Genomic DNA, 18,768 nt, shown 5'->3' with positions numbered 1-18,768 from the left:
CAACCATAGGGCCCATGGAAGAGTGAATGTAGTGTTTGCAAATAAATGTCGGAAAGGATTCCGATAATAAAAAATTCAAGGAGGAAAATAAAATGAGAATAAACAATAACATTATGGCCATGAACACACATCGACAGTTGGGTGCAAACAGCTTGAATTCATCAAAGTCAATGGAGAAACTTTCATCAGGTCTCAGAATCAACAGAGCTGCTGATGATGCAGCAGGTTTGTCCATATCAGAAAAAATGAGAGGCCAGATCAGAGGTCTTGGTCAGGCTCAGAGAAATGCTCAGGATGGTATATCTTTAGTACAGACTTTTGAAGGTGCATTAAATGAAGTATCTGATATGCTCGGAAGAATGAAGGAACTGGCTGTTCAGAACTTAAACGGCACTTATGAAGGAAATGATAAGGCTAATATTCTTCTTGAAGCAACAGCACTTGCATCTGCTGCAAATAACATTTTTACAAATACTAAATTCAATGGTGTAGATATGACTACTGGTGCTACTATCGCTATGGGTCAAGATGGCGGTGATGCATTAGTAATCGCTGGAATAAGTGCTCCTGTAATTGGTGCAGCAGACCTGGTGGCTACCATAGATGCCAATATTGGTGCAGTAAACACAATTAGGGCTACATATGGAGCAGACCAGAACAGACTTGAACATATGTACAACAACATGAGCGCTACTAGAGAAAACCTTACAGCATCTGAATCACGTATTCGTGATGTAGACATGGCAGATGAAATGATGAAGTTCACAAAGAACAACATACTCCAGCAGGCTGCTCAGGCAATGCTTGCTCAAGCTAACCAGGCTCCACAGGGAGTGCTGCAGCTTCTGAGATAGTTAATTCTCAAAAGACCTTGGATTTTCCAGGGTCTTCTTTATTTTTTGACACTCGCACTTCTAAAGAACCTGTCGTAATAAGTCGATATATTAGATATATAATTATTTTTTATTGCTAAGGAGACTTGCTAATGCAAAAGAATACTATATCGTTATGTATGATAGTTAAAAATGAGGAGAAATATCTAGATAGATGTCTAAAAAGTGTGCAGGGAAAAGTTGATGAAATTATTATAGCTGATACAGGCTCTACAGATAGAACTATTGAAATTGCCCAAAAGTATGGTGCTATTATAAGCCGCTTCGAGTGGATAAATGATTTTGCAGCTGCTCGCAATTATTCAATCAGCGAAGCAAAATCAGAATATATACTTGTATTGGATGCAGATGAATATCTTGATGATAGTGCCAGTCTTGAAAATGATTTAGTGCAGAAAAGGGATTATTATAAGCTGCTAATAAAAAATTATCAAAGTGAGGGACGGATTGTCTTTAATCAGAATATCAGGCTTTTCAAATCTGGAATCGGACTTAGATACAGTGGCAAGCTTCATGAGCATTTATCCGCGTATGACGGAGGTACTAACTATATAGGAGCAGAATCCAACATAGTGATTAACCATGTGGGTTACTTACCCGAGGTCATTGCAGATAAAGGCAAGAAAAAGAGAAACTATGACATCATGGTTAAAGAATTGGAGGATAACCCCACGGGATACAGCTATTACAACATGGGTCTTGTCTATGTGAGTGAGGAAAACTATGATAAAGCCTTGGATATGTTTAAGAAGTCGTATCCACTAAGTGAAGGTCAAGCATATCTGAAGAGTTTGATAGTTCGTACAGGGGAATGTCTATGTCTACTAGATAGAACAGAGGAAGCTATCACGCTTTTATTGGATGCTATAAAGGTTTTTCCTCAATATGCAGATTTGCATTATCCTTTGGGAGTTTTATTTCTAAATAGCGGGTATCTAAAGGATGCTGAGATAGAGTTCAAGAAATGCTTGGAGATAGGTGAAAAGGTTGATATTGTAACTGTTGAAGGTATGGGAAGCTATATGGCTAATTATCAGCTTGCAATAGTATATGATAAGATGGGGAAAATTGGAGATGCATTTGATGAAGCATACAAAGCAGTACTACTAAAAAAAAGCTTTACACCGGCGCTTTCTAAATATCTGAAGCTTATGCAGTGCGCAGGCATACAACCTGATCAGGTAAAAGAGCATCTAAGTAAGATTTATATTATAGATACTGTAGAAGAATTAAAAGCACTGATTTACTCATTATATGAGTTAAGATACCCACTGATGAACAAATTCGGGTTTGCGTTCCAAGATGAACATTTATACGACGTAAGAGCTGTTGCATTTATTTTGGATAAGCAGTTTGACAAATCTCTTGAAGAATGGGAGAAAATTGATGTTATACCTCAGCTCAATATCCTGGATGCAGCTGTGCTATGCTTGCTCAGTAAAGACAGACTGCTTTTGGATAAGCTTAAAGCCAGTTCAAATTTCAGCAATAAGGAATGGAAATCTATCAGTGAAATATTGCTAAATGAGACCATTGGGGAATTCAGCCTGACTATGGAAGTAGAAAAGTTGCTTCTTAAAATTGGCGAGTATTTGCTCCATATCGATGAATTTGAGCAGTTTGAATATATTTCTGCAGTTTTACTGCAGTGTTCAATAGAGACTCAAGTCAAGCTGGCATCAATGCTGTTGTCAAATGGGTATACTGATACAGCTATGGATCTTCTAACCATGAATATAGAAAAATATCCTAACTGCATGGAGAATTATATCATACTGGGAGATGCCTATTCAATTCGGAATAAGGCTGCTGATGCTCTGGAATGCTATTCTGCTGCATTAGGATTCAAAGATGAGTACTATATATATGAGAAAATATATGATGCTTGTGAAAAAATGGGAGAGTCAGGTAAAATGGAGGACTTAAAGAGTACAATGAAGAAAAAATTCCCACTCTCTATATGGCTGAAAAATGCTTAATAGATCAACTTCGTGAAGAATGTGTGGAGAGTTATAAAAAATCCCTCGTTAATGCAGATGGAAGTTGTGGACAAAAGATATATCAGTATATCATAGGTGAGGTTTTGAGGTAAAGAAAAGGTGGTGAAGTAGTGCGCTATAAAATGTATAAAACAGTAAAAAGCATAGAAATGCCATCTCAAGACCTTAGAAAAATGCAAATGATAATTTTAGAAATGTTAATTGAATTCGATAGGATATGTAGAAAGCATGACATTAAGTATTCTATTGATGGGGGAACTTTTTTAGGCGCTGTCAGGCATAAGGGATTCATTCCATGGGATCCTGATGCGGACATTGTAATTATGAGAGATGAATACAATCGTTTTTTTGAATTATGTAAAACTGAACTTGATTCAGAAAGATTTCTTTTGCAGGATTATCGCACAGACCCGTATTACCGTTGGGGATATGCACGTATATTACGTAAAAATACGGAATATATCCGTGCAGGTCATGAACATATTGGGGCTAAAAATGGTATATTCATTGATATTTTTACAATGGATAGTGTCCCGGATTCATTTATTTTCAGAAGAGTTCACTGTATTTCGTGCTTTTGTATCCGGAAGATTCTTTGGTCTAAGGCAGGAAGAAAAGTGCACCCGTCTTTTTTGAAACGCAAATGGTATGGACTTCTATCACTAATTCCCAGAGATTTTATGTTTAAAATCAGAGATATGGTTGCTGCATGCTGTAATAAAAATTCAATATCTGAGTTGGTTCGCCATATGTGTTCACCTCATCCTAAGGGGCATATATATGGTTTTCCCAGAAAACTGTTTGATGATCTTGTTGAGTATGAATTTGAAGGACATAAGTTTTTTGCCTTTAAGGATTACGATTGGTATTTAAAGTCAATTTATGGGGACTATATGACACCGCCCCCTCCGGAAGGAAGGACAAGCCATATACCTTGTTCAAGCTATAAGCTTACAGATCCAATATTTTAGGTGAGGAGTGAGTATTGTGGTAACAGCATTAATTTTTGCAGGCGGAACTGGAAAACGAATGAACAGCAAGTCAAAACCAAAGCAGTTTTTAGATTTGCATGGAAAGCCAATAATCATACATACAATTGAATATTTTGAGGATCATGATGAAATAGACAATATAGCTGTTGTATGTATCGCTGAATGGGTTAATGCTTTGAAAGAAAACTTGAAGTTATTTAATATTACAAAGGTAAAATGGATCGTTGAAGGAGGACAAACAGGTCAGGAATCTATATTTAACGGGCTAAAAGCAATTTACAATGATTGTGATAATCCGGAGGATGATATTGTTTTAATTCATGACGGAGTTAGGCCGCTTATATCTGAGCAACTTATTACAGAAAATATAGAATCGGTCAGAAAATACGGCTCTGCAATAACAGTATCTCAAGCAAAGGAAACCATAGTATCAATAGATGGCAATGAAAAAATCAGTGAAATTGCATGCAGGAATGTGGCTAGAATTGCAAAAGCCCCACAGAGCTTTTATCTTAAAGATATTATGACAGAGCATAAACGCGCTAATGAAGATAATGTGGTAGGGATGATTGATTCTGCATCGCTTATGATGTACTATGGCTATAATTTGCACACCATTGAAGGTCCTCCCGAAAACATCAAAATAACCACTCCAATGGATTACTATATTTTCAGAGCAATTTATGAAGCAAGAGAAAACTCTCAGATATTTGGGTTTTGAGGTGGAAAATGCTGACTTATGAGTGTATTGAAAGTCCAAATGATGAAATATTACAAGACGATTTGGAATTAATTGCAAATAGTAATATTCCTTTTAATGAGCTTAATAATAGAAAAGTATTAGTCACGGGTGCAACAGGTCTTATTGGTTCTCAGCTTGTGAAAGCATTATCCTGTTGCAATAGATTGCACAATACAAATATAAAAATAATAGCTTTGGCTAGAAGTGTGGAAAAAGCAAAAGCTATATTTGGAAATATGTTGGAGCATCCTGATTTAAAACTGATTTTGGGCGATGTAACAAAACCTGTTAAAATAACTGAAGATATAGATTATATTATTCATACTGCAAGCGTTACAAGCTCAAAAGATTTTGTAACCTATCCTGTTGAAACTATACAGACTGTTTTCGAAGGTACCAGAAATTTGCTTGAATTGGCAAAAGATAAGCACGTTAAAGCGTTTGTCTATTTATCCTCCTTGGAGGTTTATGGTGTCACAGATCCATCGCTTAAATATGTTACCGAAAAAAATTACGGATATATTGATATATTAGATTCACGGAGCAGTTATTCTGAAGGAAAGAGGATAGCGGAGTGCTTGTGTATCTCCTACGAAAAGGAGTATGGTGTGCCTGTTAAAATTGCAAGATTAACACAGACCTTCGGTGCAGGTGTTAAATACGATGATGGCAGAGTTTTTGCACAATTTGCCAGAAGCGTAATAGAAAAGAAAAATATCGTTCTTCATACATCAGGAGATACGGTAAGAAGCTACTGCTATACCAGGGATGCTTTAAGAGCGTTGATATTTATTCTGCTTAAAGGTGAAAAAGGTCAGGCATATAATGTTGCAAATATGGATACGGTCATATCAATCAGAGATATGGCAGAAATGTTATCAAAGGAATTCCCTGAGGCCGGAATTAAAGTAGTATACGATATTACAGAGGATATACAAAAGTTCGGATATAACCCGACTGTGAAAATCAATCTGGATACGGCTAAGCTGCAGAAATTAGGTTGGAAAGCCGAGCTAGGTATAAAAGAAATGTACAGACGCACGATTGATAGTATGAAAAAGCAATATCAGCAGAATAATTGCCTTGGTAAATGAAAAGAGGAATGACAGGCTATGAAAAAATATAAGAAAATAGCGCTATTAGAACTAGCAGAACTTATCGGACAAGCACATGAAGAATTAAGTATAAATATTGACGCTAATAATATTGAACAGGCAATGGATATCTTGGCGGCCTGTCAGGAAAGTGCTATTCATATCGGGAATTCAATTGAAGAATCCGAAGGAGAAGGGCTTGAAATTATAGGATGCATTGGAAATTATTGTGAGACTTTATTCCAAGTAAATAATAGTATGATGATGGGAGAAAATCAAGCTGGAAGCATTGAAATTCTTAAGAACTATCATAATAGCATCGAAGCAGGTATAAATGCAATCAGCTGCAAGAAAGAAATAGTTTTTCTGCCATACAAAGCTTCAATGTGGGATTCTATGGAAAGTATATGGATGACTGCAAAAGAAGATAGTGAATGTGAATGTTATGTTATGCCTATTCCATATTATGACAGGACAGAAGATCGTCGCCTGGGTGAAATGTACTATGAGGGTGACCAGCTGCCAGGCTACGTTCCAATAACGAAATATACTGATTATAATCTTAGTGTCTGTAAGCCGGATATAATATATTTTCATAATCCTTATGATCAATATAACTATGTTACTTCGGTACATCCGGCGTTTTATTCGTCGGAACTTATAAAATATACAAATATGCTGGTATATGTACCATATTTCATTGCAGGTGCCTACAAAAATGTTGATGACATCGGAACAAAACATATTATTAGTGGTGTAGTAAGTAGTAACAGAGTTATTGTACAGTCAGAATTAATGAAACAAATAATGGTATCTTTGGAGATGCCGGCAAAAAAAATAGCTGCGTTGGGTTCGCCGAAAATTGATGCAGTTATTAATGCAATGAAAAATCCACCAGAGGTCCCTGATGAATGGAAAGAAAAGCTAAGCGGTAAAAAGATAGTATTATATAATACTAGTATTGGATCCATGCTCGTATTAGAAACTTATATGGAAAGATTCGAAAGATTCGTACGGCAGATAATATATACCGAAGGAATTGGGTTAATATGGCGGCCACATCCATTGCTGGAGGCAACTATCAAATCTATGAGACCTCAGTATATGGAAAGATTCAAGAAACTAACCAATGATATTGCTAATAGTGAAAATGCTGTCATAGATAAATTGGGCAGTGCATATGCGGCAATATCTTATTCAGATGGATTGATAAGTGACACAAGTTCTTTATTGAGACAGTATATGGTTACGGGAAAGCCGGTTCTTGCCTTGAATCTAAAGAGCTCTATGAGAGAAGAGAGAATCTGCTTATTTGATCATTTTTCCTGTTATTTTTTAGGTGACGGAGTTAGGATAGGCAATTTTCTTACAATGCTTAAGAAGGGTGAAGATCCTAATAAAGCATTGAGGGAAGAAGATGTAAGACGTTCTGTTGCGAATAGCGACGGAACTTGCGGTGAAAAGATTCATAAGTATATAATGTCGCAATTAGATAAAGCAGACAAAACATGCCAGGAATAGAGGGGGATATAAATGAAAGCTGACATTATCATGGAGACAATTTCATTGACCTTACAAAATTACAATGGACGCCAATTGGTAATTTGGGGGAAATGCAATCGTTCCAAAACTTTGGAGGATAAGCTGAAAGCAGAGTATGGACTTAGTGTGGCATATTATGTAGATACAAAGGCTGATGTTATAAGGGATGAAAGGGTTCAATCCATTAATTCACTGAAGGGACAAAAGGACAGGATATATGTGATATGTGTGTTGAGGTACTTTCATGAGATTTATCAGCAGTTAGTGGAATGGGGATATGAAAAAAGTGCTGATTTTGCATATCTTTCTTATACTCCTACAGCAGTTGAAAATGTCTCAGAATATAGAGACGGGTATGGAAATAAAATTATTGGTGATATCGGCAAAGCCAAGGTTCTTTTTTATGGATACAATAGTTTATTGACAGTAGACGAAAATTTTAATGCGGCATCTAATGTTACTATAAATATGTATGATGATTCAAGTTTGACAATTGGTAAAAATGTGACTATTCAAAAGGATTCAGATTGGTACTGTATGTCGAAGTCCAATTGCGTTATTGACGAAAATACTATTTTCTCCAGAGGAGGCATTCTACGTTGCGGAAAGGAATCAAAGATACTGATAGAACGGAATAATTGGCTTGGAATGGGGTATTTGATAGTTTCGGGACTACACACGGAAATCAAGATAGGGAAAGATTGTTTATGGTCACGGGATGTTTTTATAAGAGCAAATGATGGACATTCGATTTTTGATATTCATACCGGCAAAAATATAAATTCAGATTCTGAATCGAACTATGATAGAAAAGTAATTCTTGGTGATCATGTATGGGTGGGAGCAAGAGCGACAATCATGTATGGTGCTGATATAGGTAATGGGAGTGTTGTTGGAGCAGGCAGTTTTGTTAAAAAAACTTATCCTAACAATTGCATTATAGCAGGAAACCCTGCGAGGGTAATTCGGAAGGATATCGCATGGAGCATGGAAGACAATGCTGTAGACATGAGCGTTATAGATGATGAATATATAAAATATACCGATAACAAGTAGGTGTGCGGGGTAATATGAAAGAGAAAAGAATAGAAAAAGTAATTGAAATTGGTTCCGGAACAAGAAGACAGATTCAGTTGATACAATTGGAAATATTGGTTGAAATCGATAGCATATGTAGAAAGCATCATATAAATTACAGACTTATAGGCGGAACGTTGTTAGGGGCAGTGAGGCATAAGGGATTCATTCCATGGGACCCGGATGTTGACATATCTATGAGCAGGTCTGCATATAGCAATTTCTTCGAGGTTTGTAAAAAGGAACTGGATGAATCCAGGTTTTTTTTACAGGAGTGGAGAACAGATCCCAATTACCGCTGGAATTATGCACGGGTTTTAAGGAAGGATACGGTTTTTCAACGAGCAGGGCATGAACACCTGAATCAAAAAACAGGTATCTTTGTTGACATCATATGCAGCGATACCGTTCCGGATTCACCAACTCTTAGGCCTCTGCACTGCTTCTCATGCTTTGCCATCAGAAAGATATTATGGTCAAAGGTAGGCAAAAAACTGCATGAGAATTGGTTTATGCGCAGATGGTATACGATTCTTTCATGGATCCCGCGCAATGCGGTTTTCCGCTATCGCGATTGGGTTATAAGCTGGGCTGGTGAAAACCCAACTCAGTTGATCCGCAATATGGCGCATGAAGTTTCAAAAAACAGTAGTTCAAGATGGGGATACCAGGTTGCTGATATAGATATGGCATGGAAGTTTAAGAATGGCGAATTGCCATGGGATTATTCATCGACGGACTTGGAATTTGAAGGAAGATATTTTATGGCGCTTAAAACATATGACTTAGTCTTAAAGACTGCATTTACCAATTATATGGAATTGCCGCCAAAAGAAAAAAGAGTAAGTCATATACCTTGTTCAAAGTTAAAGCTGGTAGTACCAGATTTGGATGATTTTGAAGAGTTGATGCTAAAACAATACAATGAATAGAGGGAGAAAATATGGATTACAAAGCGAAAACCTATGAATTAGTAGAAGAAAGATATTCAGATATAAAAAAGATACGTGAGAATAATATTAAAGCCTGGTCTGACTGGAATTTAAGCGGAAATAATAAAATTTGCTTTTATGGAGCAGGACAAGTAGGAAATGATACATATAAGTCTATATTACCACTGGGAGTTAAAGTGGACTTTTTCTGTGATAGTAATCCGGAAAAATGGGGCAAAGAAATAGTTGACGGTATAAAATGTATATCGCTCCAAGAATTATATGAGATGAAATACAGTGTACTATGCTTTGTTACAGCTGGAATTTCAAACTCAAATGTTATATATCGACAACTTGTAAACGCAGGTTTGACTAATATTGTAAGGCGAGAAGAGTATGTTAATTTAAAATACACGCTTATGGCTGAAAAGTTGGATAAGACAACCTTTTGGAATAATTTATCAGAGGCGTTTGACTTTTTCCCGGATGAAGAGTCACACAAGATACTATACTATAAAGTTCGTTCTTTAGTAGCAAGGACAGAAGAATGGAAAGAGTTCAGTTTTGCAGATCTTTATCAGGGCAATCAATTTTTTGGAGATAATGCAGGTAATGTTCGAAAAGATGAAGTAATTATTGACTGTGGGGCATATAGAGGCAGTTCACTAAAAAGATTAGTAGAAGGTTTAGGATATTCTGATTTTAAGAAATATATTTGCTATGAATTAGATGCAAACAATTATAACATTCTTAAAAAATACATAGATGCATTACCACAAGATATATCAAGTAAAGTTGAAGCCTATAACTATGGAGTAGGCAGTGAAAATAAAAAAATCACATATGATTCGTCCGAAACCGAGTCTATGGTTGTTGAGAACGGAGCTTATGAGGGCGAAATAATTTCAATGGATGATCATCAGGCTGGCAAAGAAGGAACGTTTATCAAAATGGACATTGAAGGCAGTGAATTGGAAGCATTGATAGGAGCACAAAAAATTATAAAGGAAAACAAGCCTGTTTGTGCATTGTCTATTTATCATAAAATAGAGGATTTGTGGGAAATTCCGAGATATTTGCGAAAGCTCGTTCCAGAGTATCGTTTCAAGCTAAAACATCATCATTACTGTTGGTATGAAACAGTATGTTATGCAACAGCTGATTATAATAAATAGAAAATTGCGGCAGGTATAATAATGAAAAAAAGAATTGCTTTAGTTGGTTTAAATAATTTTAATAATATAGGAGACCGGATAATCGCAGAAACTACGAATTATCTGATTCAACTGAAGGGCGAAAACAAAGTTGAGTCATACTTTGTAGATGTGAGTCCATACGATTCCTACTGTAGGGTGCATTTACCCTTTAGATTCAAATGTTTTAATTTAATTCGAAAACTAGAGCATTTTCTTACAAGTGTATGGCCTTCGGAAAAGTTATTATATTACATACAGTATTTTTCGTGGAAAATAAAGCTGTACAGATATTATGATCAGCAGCTTAAAACGGCAGATGCTGTGGTTTTTTCAGGTGGCGGGTTTATAAAATACCGGGCCCAGGAATTGAATTATTTAGTAGATATGATTACAAAGCTATCACAGGAAAAGGGTATCCCGGTTATGATGAATGCAATGGGGATAGAAGGCTATAGCTCAACTGACTTGCGTTGCCAAAAACTTAAAAATGCAATCAACAGACCGTGTGTAAAGGTTATTACCGCAAGAGATAATTTATCATTACTTAATGAACGGTATATAGCAAATAAATTAATTATTACAGAATTGGTTGGTGATCCTGCGTTTTATACTCCTGAATGTTATCAGATTAATAGGAAAGATAGTAATATTATAGGCTTGGGAGTAATCAGAAATGATATTTTCGTAAAATACGGAATTAATTACACTGAAGACGAGGTAATGAATTTATATCAAGAGATAATAAAGGAACTTGAGAAACGAAAGATTAAATGGAAGCTTTTTTCTAATGGTCTTACTTCTGATTACAATTTTGGAATGAGATTACTGGAAAGTTTAGGGATTAATAGTAGTAAATATGTTCCATGTCCACAAAATTCAAAGGATTTCGCAGATACAATGTCAGGATTTGAAGCTATCATAGGAGCGCGGTTACATGCTTGTATTACTGCGTATTCTTTAGATATTCCAGCAATTGGACTGGTCTGGAATGAAAAATTAAAACTGTTTGGTGAATTAATTGGTAAAAAAGAGAACTTTATCAATGTGGAGCAATTAAATGCGAAGTATATCGTCGATATTTTAGAGAAGAAACGAAATGATTGCTATGATGTGGAACAGAGAAACAATCTAAAGCAGTTAACTGTTGAATATATAGACAATTTCATTAAAATGCTTTAGAGAAATTGGACTATTAATTGGGACTGTAGCTGTAATGGCGGATCAATAGAAAAAAGTAATATATAGGAATAAATACTCTAAAGAAAAATCCCAATTTGGACGATATATAATATACGAATGGATTTGAAGTTTTCCAAGGAGGGAAGAAATATGAAGATTGACTCAGTGGTTTCTAATAATATGAACATTCAGAACAGCAATAACCAAGGTGAAAGGCAGATTCAGCAGAAAAACGGCTCAGAGTTTGATTTGATAGTCAGAAAAGCCTCAAATGAGGCAAGTACGGATGTGAATTTGGAAAATGTCAACGACAATGAGATGCTGGACAATGCTGTGGAACAGGCAAATAAGACCTTGGGGACATACAACAAGTACATTGTGAGATCTGTACACGAGAAGACACACACAATTATGTATGTGCTGAAGGATACAATAACTAATGAGGTTATAAGAGAATTTCCACCAAGAAAAATTCAGGATATGATTGCTAAGATGTGGGAGCTCGCAGGCTTATTAGTTGACGAAAGAAGGTGATTGATATGGCAACAAATATATCTGGAGCACTTAGTACAACGCTTAGATTGTCAGGCCTATCATCGGGAATAGATACGGACAGCGTGATAAAGCAGCTTATGCGTATTGAAAGTATGCGAGTGGATAAGGTAAAGCAGGATAAGCAGCTTCTTGAATGGAAGCGAGATGATTACAGGTCTATAACTAATCTTCTACGAGGCTTTAAGGATGAATACTTTGATTATCTGAAGCCGGCAACCAATTTAAGATCAGCAGCTTCACTTAGTGCATTTAAGGTCACATACGGCGGAGCAGATACATATAGTGCCTTTACAGCTACGCCCGGGGCCGGTACAGTTCCAGGCACTTACACCATAAGCAACGTGAAAGTGGCTGAAACAGCGAAAGTCAGTTCCAGTATAGCTGTAACTGGTGGTATTACTGGAAGCGTAATATCAACAACCATCAATAATATCAGCGCGCTGAATGATAATAATAAGGTTTATGTAAACTTTAATGGGACAAGCAAAGAAATTACTATAGATGATGGATTAAGCGGAATAGATGCAGTGGTTACAAACTTGAATACCAAGCTGGAAGCTGCGTTTGGAACAGGTAAGATTACTGTAGGCAAGGATCTGGTGGATGGGAACAAGTTGACCTTTGCAACCAGCAGCACCAATACACTGTCAATATCCACTTCATATAATACAGGCTTGTCTGATATGTTAGGAAAAGCTATTACTTCAAACTATGTAATAAACAATCAAAATAACAAATTTACTTTATCATATAACAATGGTACCGCAGCAACAATTACTGTTGACCCAGGCACTTATGCAGACGCAGATGCGCTTGCAAAGAAGATTCAGGAAAAGATAGACGCAACGGCAGGGTTAAGTGGTAATATTCGCGTGCTGAATCAAAATAACTATATTGTTTTAAAACCTATTGAAGCCCCTGCCGTTACAAGCGGGAATCTTCTGGGTGCAGATATATCAAACGGAGAGTTGGTTGATTCAAATAACAAGACTATAGATGTTACAATAGGAGGAACCAACCACCAGCAAATTGTACTGACCGAAAAGAACTATGCTACCAGGAATGACCTGCTGAAGGAAGTTCAGTCCAAGCTTAATACTGCCTTTGGGGCAAACAAGGTTATGGTAAGCATGGATGAAGTTACTAAAGAGCTTCGTTTTGAAGAGATTTCATCTGCGGACACTATAAAGTCAGACAGGGCGGAAAACGGTGGACTGGCAGCCTTGGGACTTAAGGGTGTAAATGCATCCAATAAGCTTGATACAAGCCTTACACTTACGGATCTTGCCTCCAGGCTGGGGAGAGTGTTAACTCCGGCAGACGGTGATGGTGATAATTATAATATTGAATTTACTATAAACGGGAAGCTTTTCCAGTTCAAATCATCCCAGACATTAAGCGAAATTATCAGCACTGTAAATGGCGATGCTGATGCAAATGTAAAGATGACGTATGACCAACTCAATGATAAGCTTGTTGTTGAGTCAAAGGGGTCGGGAGCAGCAGCTAAAGTTAATATAAGCGATGTTGCCGGTAATGGCAATCTCATGTACGCTCTGGGGTTACATGGGCTTAGTGATATTGGCGCAGATTCCAGTATTGATTATAAAGATGGCACAACTACCCAAACCATAACCCGTTCTTCGAATGATTTCACTGTAAACGGAATTGCTTTCAGTCTGAAGGCAACATCAGCTGCAGCAGTAGAAATGAAGGTTTCTGGGGACACCTCAAAATCCCTTGATCTAATAAAGAATTTTGTTGGTAAGTATAATGAAATTGTTGATAAGCTTAATGCAGAGATGTCGGAGGTGCGTGAAAGAGACTACTTGCCGCTAACTGATGAGCAAAGAGACGCTATGAGCGACTCGGAGATTGAGAAATGGGAAGAAAAAGCAAGATCAGGGATGCTAAGCAACGATAGCCTTCTTAGAGGTTTTTTAAGTGAAATGCGAAACTCGCTTTACAAAGAAATAAAGGATGCTGGAGGTTCACTGTACTCAATTGGCATAACCACAGGGACATGGGATCAGAAAGGAAAGTTGGTTATAAATGAAACTAGACTCAAAGACGCATTAACCAATAATCCGGAACTGGTGTCCAATATATTCACAAAAGAATCTACAACTGCATACTCCCCTGATATGGATGCAGCAAGCAGGACAAAAAGAAATGAAGAGAACGGTATAGCAAATAGAATTAATGACATTTTGCAGGATTATATAACAACCTCCAGAAACAGTGAAAATCAAAAGGGTCTGTTGCTTGAACGTGCTGGTATAAAAGGGGATGGATCGGACTATCAGAATATGCTGACAAAACAGATTATGAGCAAGGAAGATACAATAGCAACTTTGCTGGATAGGCTGACAGATAAAGAAAATCAATATTACAAGCGATTTACAGCAATGGAAAAGGCACTGAGCCAGATGAATAGCCAGTCGGCTTGGCTGTCGCAGCAGTTTGGCGGAGGTCAGTAATACAGCAGCCAATAATGTAATGGAGGGAATGACATGGCTTTAATGAACGGGGTATATCAGCTGCCCAGATATGCAAAGAATGTTGTGGAAAGTGGCAATAAGGGCCAAAATACAGAGTATGAGCTAAAAACAGCGGCAGCAAACAAAAACCCCTATCAGCAGTATCAGCAAAATACTGTAAATACAGCAACTCCTCAGGAGTTAACACTGATGCTATATAATGGTTTGGTTCGGTTTCTGAAGCTTGCACATCAAGGAATAGAGGAAAAGAACATTGAGAAATCAAATAATAACATTATTAGATCCCAGGACATAATAACTGAGTTCATATGTACCCTTGATATGCAGTACGAGGTTTCTGACGGTCTTTACGCACTATATGAATACATGAATAGAAGGCTTGTAGAAGCGAATATTAAGAAGGATATGGCTATTATTGAAGAAGTGATAGGCTATTCCGAGGAACTGCGGGATACTTGGGCACAAGCTATGAAGCTTACAAAGCAGCAAGCTGTAAAATAAAAAATTATGGAATAATAATTAGGGATATGCAATATGCATGTCCCTAATTAAATAGACCATGCATGCCCCTTCCAGGCACAGCCTGTCAGCATAGTTAAGCGGTGCTTAACCATATGGGCAAATTAAGGAATGTTTTAATAAATTAAAACATGGAGGGTTTTTATGGAGACTATAAACAGTGCAATAGCCGAGCTTCTCAGCCTGATTGATAGAAAGAGGCAGTTATTCGTTAATATCATGGAAATAACTCTAGAACAAGACAAGGATATAAAGGGGAATAAAGCTAATAACATAGAAGAGCTTGTCAAGCAAAAGCAATCTGTAATAGACATGTTAGACGAAATCGACAAGTCTTTTGCTGAAAAGCTTAACCTGCTGAAAAAGCACTTGAATATCAACAATTTGGAAGAGCTGGATTTTACAAAATATCCGATGATGAAAACTTTAAAGCTTAAGGTCGAAGAAATAATGTCACTTGCGCAAAAGATAATGAAGATTGAGGAATCCAACAAAGAAAAGCTTGCTTTGATAATGAATGAGTTAAAAAAGGAAATGAAGCAGATAAGTGTAGGGAAAAAGTCCATCAAAGCGTATGAAAAGCCAATTTTAAGCAATGATGGAATATATATCGATAAGAAGAAATGATATAATCTAATAAGATTAATTTCCTATTTATTGTTAAAAGTACTTGTGCAAATAAAAATTACATTATATAATATAACCTGTGGTGTATTATCTAGGTCTGTGGTTGAAAGTCGATGCTAGTCGCAGGCAAAACGATCCACGTAAGCAGGAAAAATTCCTGTGAGCATGGTGCGGCTTAGAAATAAGCCCGTCCAGTAAAATTGTGTTTTAAAATATAATTTTATTGAGAGATGCAGTAGTGAGGGGTTGATTCCTAGTAGCGAAACATCCTGACGGCGAGTGTGGGGTCAAAGACCAGGTCAGCTAGAATAATGCCATAAATATTTAAAGGTATGCGTGGGCGGTGCAAGAACGTTTTTCAAGACTGTAAGGATTCCGGAAAGTTCTTACCCAACACCAACCTGGAGAGAAAAGAGAGGGATTTTTACATGTTTGAAGACAAAACGTTAGTGTGCAAAGACTGTGGTAATGATTTCGTATTCACAGTTGGAGAGCAAGAGTTCTACGCAGAGAAGGGTTTCCAGAACGAACCAGCTAGATGCAAGGATTGCAGAACATCCAGAAAAAATGCTAGCGGCAGAAATGGACAGAGAAGAGAAGTTGCTATGTACGACACAGTTTGTGCAGATTGCGGCAAGGAAACTCAGGTTCCATTTAAGCCTACAAATGCTAGACCAGTATATTGCAAAGAGTGTTTTGACGCAAAGAGACAGTAATTGAAACCGCCTTACAGGCGGTTTTTTTATGCCCAATTTCATTTATCCACAACATTTTCATATTCAGGAATATTTTAGATAAAAGTGTAAACAAATGAAATACCACCATCTGACAATATGTTCCATATTAACCAAAAGGGAAATCTAAAAATCGACGCAATAACTGCAAAAAATAATTTACATGGTGTTCGCTCGACAAATTTCTATCCCAAAGTAATACACATTTTTTTAACAATTAGAAACCAACAGGTTCAAGTTATCAACAGACTTATGCACATTATCCACAGATAACATAAAAATCATGTGTATAACTCTGTGGATAGTGTGACTAACTTAGAAATATAAGGGGTAATAGAGTAGTTGCAATTATTTTATGCGCTTGTTCGCTTTACATAATGATTTTGCAGCTACTATGCTAATATTTACAGCATATTGTATAAAAATATTGTAAAGATATCTTTTTACGTTTGAAAACTATTTGAAAATTGAAAAAAATCAGAAGGATTATTTTCTCAAATGTAGAATAAAATATGTATATACGGTAGCATAATAGTTGCGAAAGGAGATGTGTTTATGCGTACGATAGTCAGCGGGAAAAATTTTGATATTACTAATGCTCTCAAGGATAGGGTGGAAAAAAAGCTTTTAAAATTTGAGAAATATTTCGGCCCTAATACCGAGGCTCACGCAACTTTAAGCGTTGAAAAGAACAGGCACATCATTGAGGTCACAATTCCTTTTAATGGTGTTATCTTAAGAGGAGAAGAAGCTACCGGTGATATGTATATCTCTATAGATAACGTAGTAGATAAATTGGAAAGGCAGATGAGGCGCCAGAAGACCAAGCTGGAAAAAAGAATTAAAGATGGCAACATCAAATTTGAGAACTGGGCGAATCCTATAGAGGAGTATGATGAGGAAGAAGCAAGGGTAGTAAGGACAAAGAGATTTGCCATGAAGCCAATGCCTACCGAAGAAGCAGTGCTGCAAATGGAGCTTCTTGGACACAACTTTTTCGTATTCTCAAATGCAGAGACTGAAGAGGTAAACGTGATATATAAAAGAAAGGATGGAAACTACGGTTTGATTGAACCGGAGTTCTAATGAAACAGCCGAGAAGTCCTCGGCTGTTTTTTTGTCAAGAGGGTGAAGTTTGCTGGCTTTATTAATGAAACATAGTAAAATAGCTGGCTAAGTGGCCAATGCCATATTTATTTGGTACTAATAGACATATATATAGTATTTTATACCTAATACGTATTGCTTTTATGGTAGTTTGTATAAACAGTGAAGGTATTAAGATACTTTGGTAGAAATTAATACATCGCATTTCATTTTAGGAGGAGTTCTCTTTGAGCGATATAAAAATTTCTGTACAGAATGATGTCAAAGCCCTTATATGCAAGCTTCCGGATATAATCAACTGCAGTGTTGTCTGTGATGAATCAGGCAACATTGAAGAAATACATATATTGGCTGCTGTAAGCAGAAATATAAAGCAGCTGGTCAGAGACATCCAATCAGCAATAAATGCGAAATTCAACATTGCTGTAGATTATAAGAAAATAAGCATTGCACAGATAAATGAAGCGGAGTTTAAGGAAGCAAGAGTTAGAATCGAAAGTATAGCAGTGAAGAATGTAGACAATATGATAGAAGCGACAGTGGGACTTTCCTATGATGACAAAGTATATGAAGGAAAGAGCAGCAAGGTCAAAGCAAAGTCCAACAGGGTTAAAGCAGTTGCTGAAGCAGCATTGGCAGCGCTTGAAGTATATATGGGCGTTAATGGGGTAATGTACTTGGAAGGTTTGGAAAGCCTCAAAATTTCAGGTAAGGAGGTATATGTTACCTTAGTAGGCTTTTCTCAGGATAATGTTGAAGAGTCCCTGGCGGGCAGTTGCATAATTAATCTTGATGAAAATGAGTCTGCAGTTAAAGCTGTACTTGCAGCAGTAAATAGAAAAATGAACTCAGTGGCATAAACAAATGGAAAAATGTGGCCGACATATTAATTAGCGGAGAGTTTGCCTGCCTTGTTTAGCGGTGAGGCAGAGCCTTGAAAAAAAGGGAGGGGCAAACAGTGAGAAAAATAATAGGTATTCTTATGACTATACTTACATTAGTATTAGCCGGAGGAGCACACCAGACTTGGTTCTAATAGCAGAATAAGATATGTCGGCCATTATAATGAGGTGAATAT

Annotated in this window: 17 protein-coding genes; all 17 read left to right on the top strand. The window is 36.9% G+C overall.

Features of this window, described 5'->3' with window-relative positions:
* The first annotated feature begins 92 nt into the window (after positions 1-92).
* The 17 genes from VEB00_15285 (at position 93) to VEB00_15205 (ending at position 18,550) form a co-directional block, all read left to right on the top strand.
* Entirely contained in the window at positions 93-854 is a 762-nt protein-coding gene (locus VEB00_15285; GenBank protein ID HYF84382.1) for a flagellin, read from the top strand.
* 131 nt (positions 855-985) lie between these two features.
* A complete protein-coding gene (locus tag VEB00_15280; protein ID HYF84381.1) occupies positions 986-2,872 on the top strand; it encodes a glycosyltransferase in 1,887 nt (628 codons plus the stop codon).
* A 131-nt stretch (positions 2,873-3,003) separates the two neighbouring features.
* Positions 3,004-3,864, top strand: a complete 861-nt coding sequence (locus VEB00_15275; GenBank protein HYF84380.1) for a LicD family protein — start codon at positions 3,004-3,006, stop codon at positions 3,862-3,864.
* Positions 3,865-3,877: 13 nt separating this feature from the next.
* On the top strand, positions 3,878-4,606 hold the full coding sequence (locus VEB00_15270) for an IspD/TarI family cytidylyltransferase (GenBank protein ID HYF84379.1): 729 nt from the start codon (positions 3,878-3,880) through the stop codon (positions 4,604-4,606).
* Positions 4,607-4,614: 8 nt separating this feature from the next.
* Complete coding sequence (locus VEB00_15265; GenBank protein ID HYF84378.1) at positions 4,615-5,721, top strand: NAD-dependent epimerase/dehydratase family protein; 1,107 nt, start codon at positions 4,615-4,617, stop codon at positions 5,719-5,721.
* 18 nt (positions 5,722-5,739) lie between these two features.
* Positions 5,740-7,242 (top strand): CDP-glycerol glycerophosphotransferase family protein, encoded by a 1,503-nt coding sequence (locus VEB00_15260; protein HYF84377.1) that lies wholly within the window; start codon positions 5,740-5,742, stop codon positions 7,240-7,242.
* A gap of 12 nt (positions 7,243-7,254) precedes the next feature.
* Positions 7,255-8,319 (top strand): acyltransferase, encoded by a 1,065-nt coding sequence (locus VEB00_15255; GenBank protein ID HYF84376.1) that lies wholly within the window; start codon positions 7,255-7,257, stop codon positions 8,317-8,319.
* Between the two features lie 14 nt (positions 8,320-8,333).
* A complete protein-coding gene (locus VEB00_15250; protein HYF84375.1) occupies positions 8,334-9,272 on the top strand; it encodes a LicD family protein in 939 nt (312 codons plus the stop codon).
* Positions 9,273-9,283: 11 nt separating this feature from the next.
* On the top strand, positions 9,284-10,447 hold the full coding sequence (locus VEB00_15245) for an FkbM family methyltransferase (protein ID HYF84374.1): 1,164 nt from the start codon (positions 9,284-9,286) through the stop codon (positions 10,445-10,447).
* Between the two features lie 21 nt (positions 10,448-10,468).
* Positions 10,469-11,647, top strand: a complete 1,179-nt coding sequence (locus tag VEB00_15240; GenBank protein HYF84373.1) for a polysaccharide pyruvyl transferase family protein — start codon at positions 10,469-10,471, stop codon at positions 11,645-11,647.
* 150 nt (positions 11,648-11,797) lie between these two features.
* Complete coding sequence (locus VEB00_15235) at positions 11,798-12,181, top strand: flagellar protein FlaG (protein HYF84372.1); 384 nt, start codon at positions 11,798-11,800, stop codon at positions 12,179-12,181.
* A gap of 5 nt (positions 12,182-12,186) precedes the next feature.
* A complete protein-coding gene (fliD, locus tag VEB00_15230; protein HYF84371.1) occupies positions 12,187-14,682 on the top strand; it encodes a flagellar filament capping protein FliD in 2,496 nt (831 codons plus the stop codon).
* 84 nt (positions 14,683-14,766) lie between these two features.
* Positions 14,767-15,204 carry a flagellar export chaperone FliS gene (fliS, locus tag VEB00_15225; GenBank protein HYF84370.1) on the top strand — a complete coding sequence of 146 codons (438 nt, stop codon included), beginning with the start codon at positions 14,767-14,769 and terminating at the stop codon, positions 15,202-15,204.
* A gap of 162 nt (positions 15,205-15,366) precedes the next feature.
* Positions 15,367-15,849, top strand: coding sequence for a flagellar export chaperone FlgN (gene flgN / locus VEB00_15220; protein ID HYF84369.1), 483 nt, complete (start codon positions 15,367-15,369; stop codon positions 15,847-15,849).
* A 428-nt stretch (positions 15,850-16,277) separates the two neighbouring features.
* On the top strand, positions 16,278-16,565 hold the full coding sequence (locus VEB00_15215) for a zinc-ribbon domain containing protein (GenBank protein ID HYF84368.1): 288 nt from the start codon (positions 16,278-16,280) through the stop codon (positions 16,563-16,565).
* Positions 16,566-17,138: 573 nt separating this feature from the next.
* Positions 17,139-17,669: a ribosome-associated translation inhibitor RaiA gene (gene raiA / locus VEB00_15210; protein HYF84367.1), complete on the top strand. Its 531-nt coding sequence runs from the start codon at positions 17,139-17,141 to the stop codon at positions 17,667-17,669.
* A 248-nt stretch (positions 17,670-17,917) separates the two neighbouring features.
* Entirely contained in the window at positions 17,918-18,550 is a 633-nt protein-coding gene (locus tag VEB00_15205; GenBank protein HYF84366.1) for a hypothetical protein, read from the top strand.
* The last annotated feature ends 218 nt before the right edge of the window (positions 18,551-18,768 follow it).

The sequence above is a fragment of the Clostridia bacterium genome, assembly GCA_035628995.1.
Lineage (GTDB): Bacteria > Bacillota > Clostridia > Lutisporales > Lutisporaceae > BRH-c25.
The sequence above is the reverse complement of the archived record's forward strand: the minus strand, read 5'-3'. Positions and strand labels throughout refer to the sequence as shown.

Coding starts and splice junctions, on each gene's coding strand:
- VEB00_15285 (HYF84382.1), top strand. CDS start 93: ATGAGAATAAACAATAACATTATGGCCATGAACACACATCGACAGTTG.
- VEB00_15280 (HYF84381.1), top strand. CDS start 986: ATGCAAAAGAATACTATATCGTTATGTATGATAGTTAAAAATGAGGAG.
- VEB00_15265 (HYF84378.1), top strand. CDS start 4,615: ATGCTGACTTATGAGTGTATTGAAAGTCCAAATGATGAAATATTACAA.
- VEB00_15260 (HYF84377.1), top strand. CDS start 5,740: ATGAAAAAATATAAGAAAATAGCGCTATTAGAACTAGCAGAACTTATC.
- VEB00_15255 (HYF84376.1), top strand. CDS start 7,255: ATGAAAGCTGACATTATCATGGAGACAATTTCATTGACCTTACAAAAT.
- VEB00_15250 (HYF84375.1), top strand. CDS start 8,334: ATGAAAGAGAAAAGAATAGAAAAAGTAATTGAAATTGGTTCCGGAACA.
- VEB00_15245 (HYF84374.1), top strand. CDS start 9,284: ATGGATTACAAAGCGAAAACCTATGAATTAGTAGAAGAAAGATATTCA.
- VEB00_15240 (HYF84373.1), top strand. CDS start 10,469: ATGAAAAAAAGAATTGCTTTAGTTGGTTTAAATAATTTTAATAATATA.
- VEB00_15235 (HYF84372.1), top strand. CDS start 11,798: ATGAAGATTGACTCAGTGGTTTCTAATAATATGAACATTCAGAACAGC.
- fliD (HYF84371.1), top strand. CDS start 12,187: ATGGCAACAAATATATCTGGAGCACTTAGTACAACGCTTAGATTGTCA.
- flgN (HYF84369.1), top strand. CDS start 15,367: ATGGAGACTATAAACAGTGCAATAGCCGAGCTTCTCAGCCTGATTGAT.
- VEB00_15215 (HYF84368.1), top strand. CDS start 16,278: ATGTTTGAAGACAAAACGTTAGTGTGCAAAGACTGTGGTAATGATTTC.
- raiA (HYF84367.1), top strand. CDS start 17,139: ATGCGTACGATAGTCAGCGGGAAAAATTTTGATATTACTAATGCTCTC.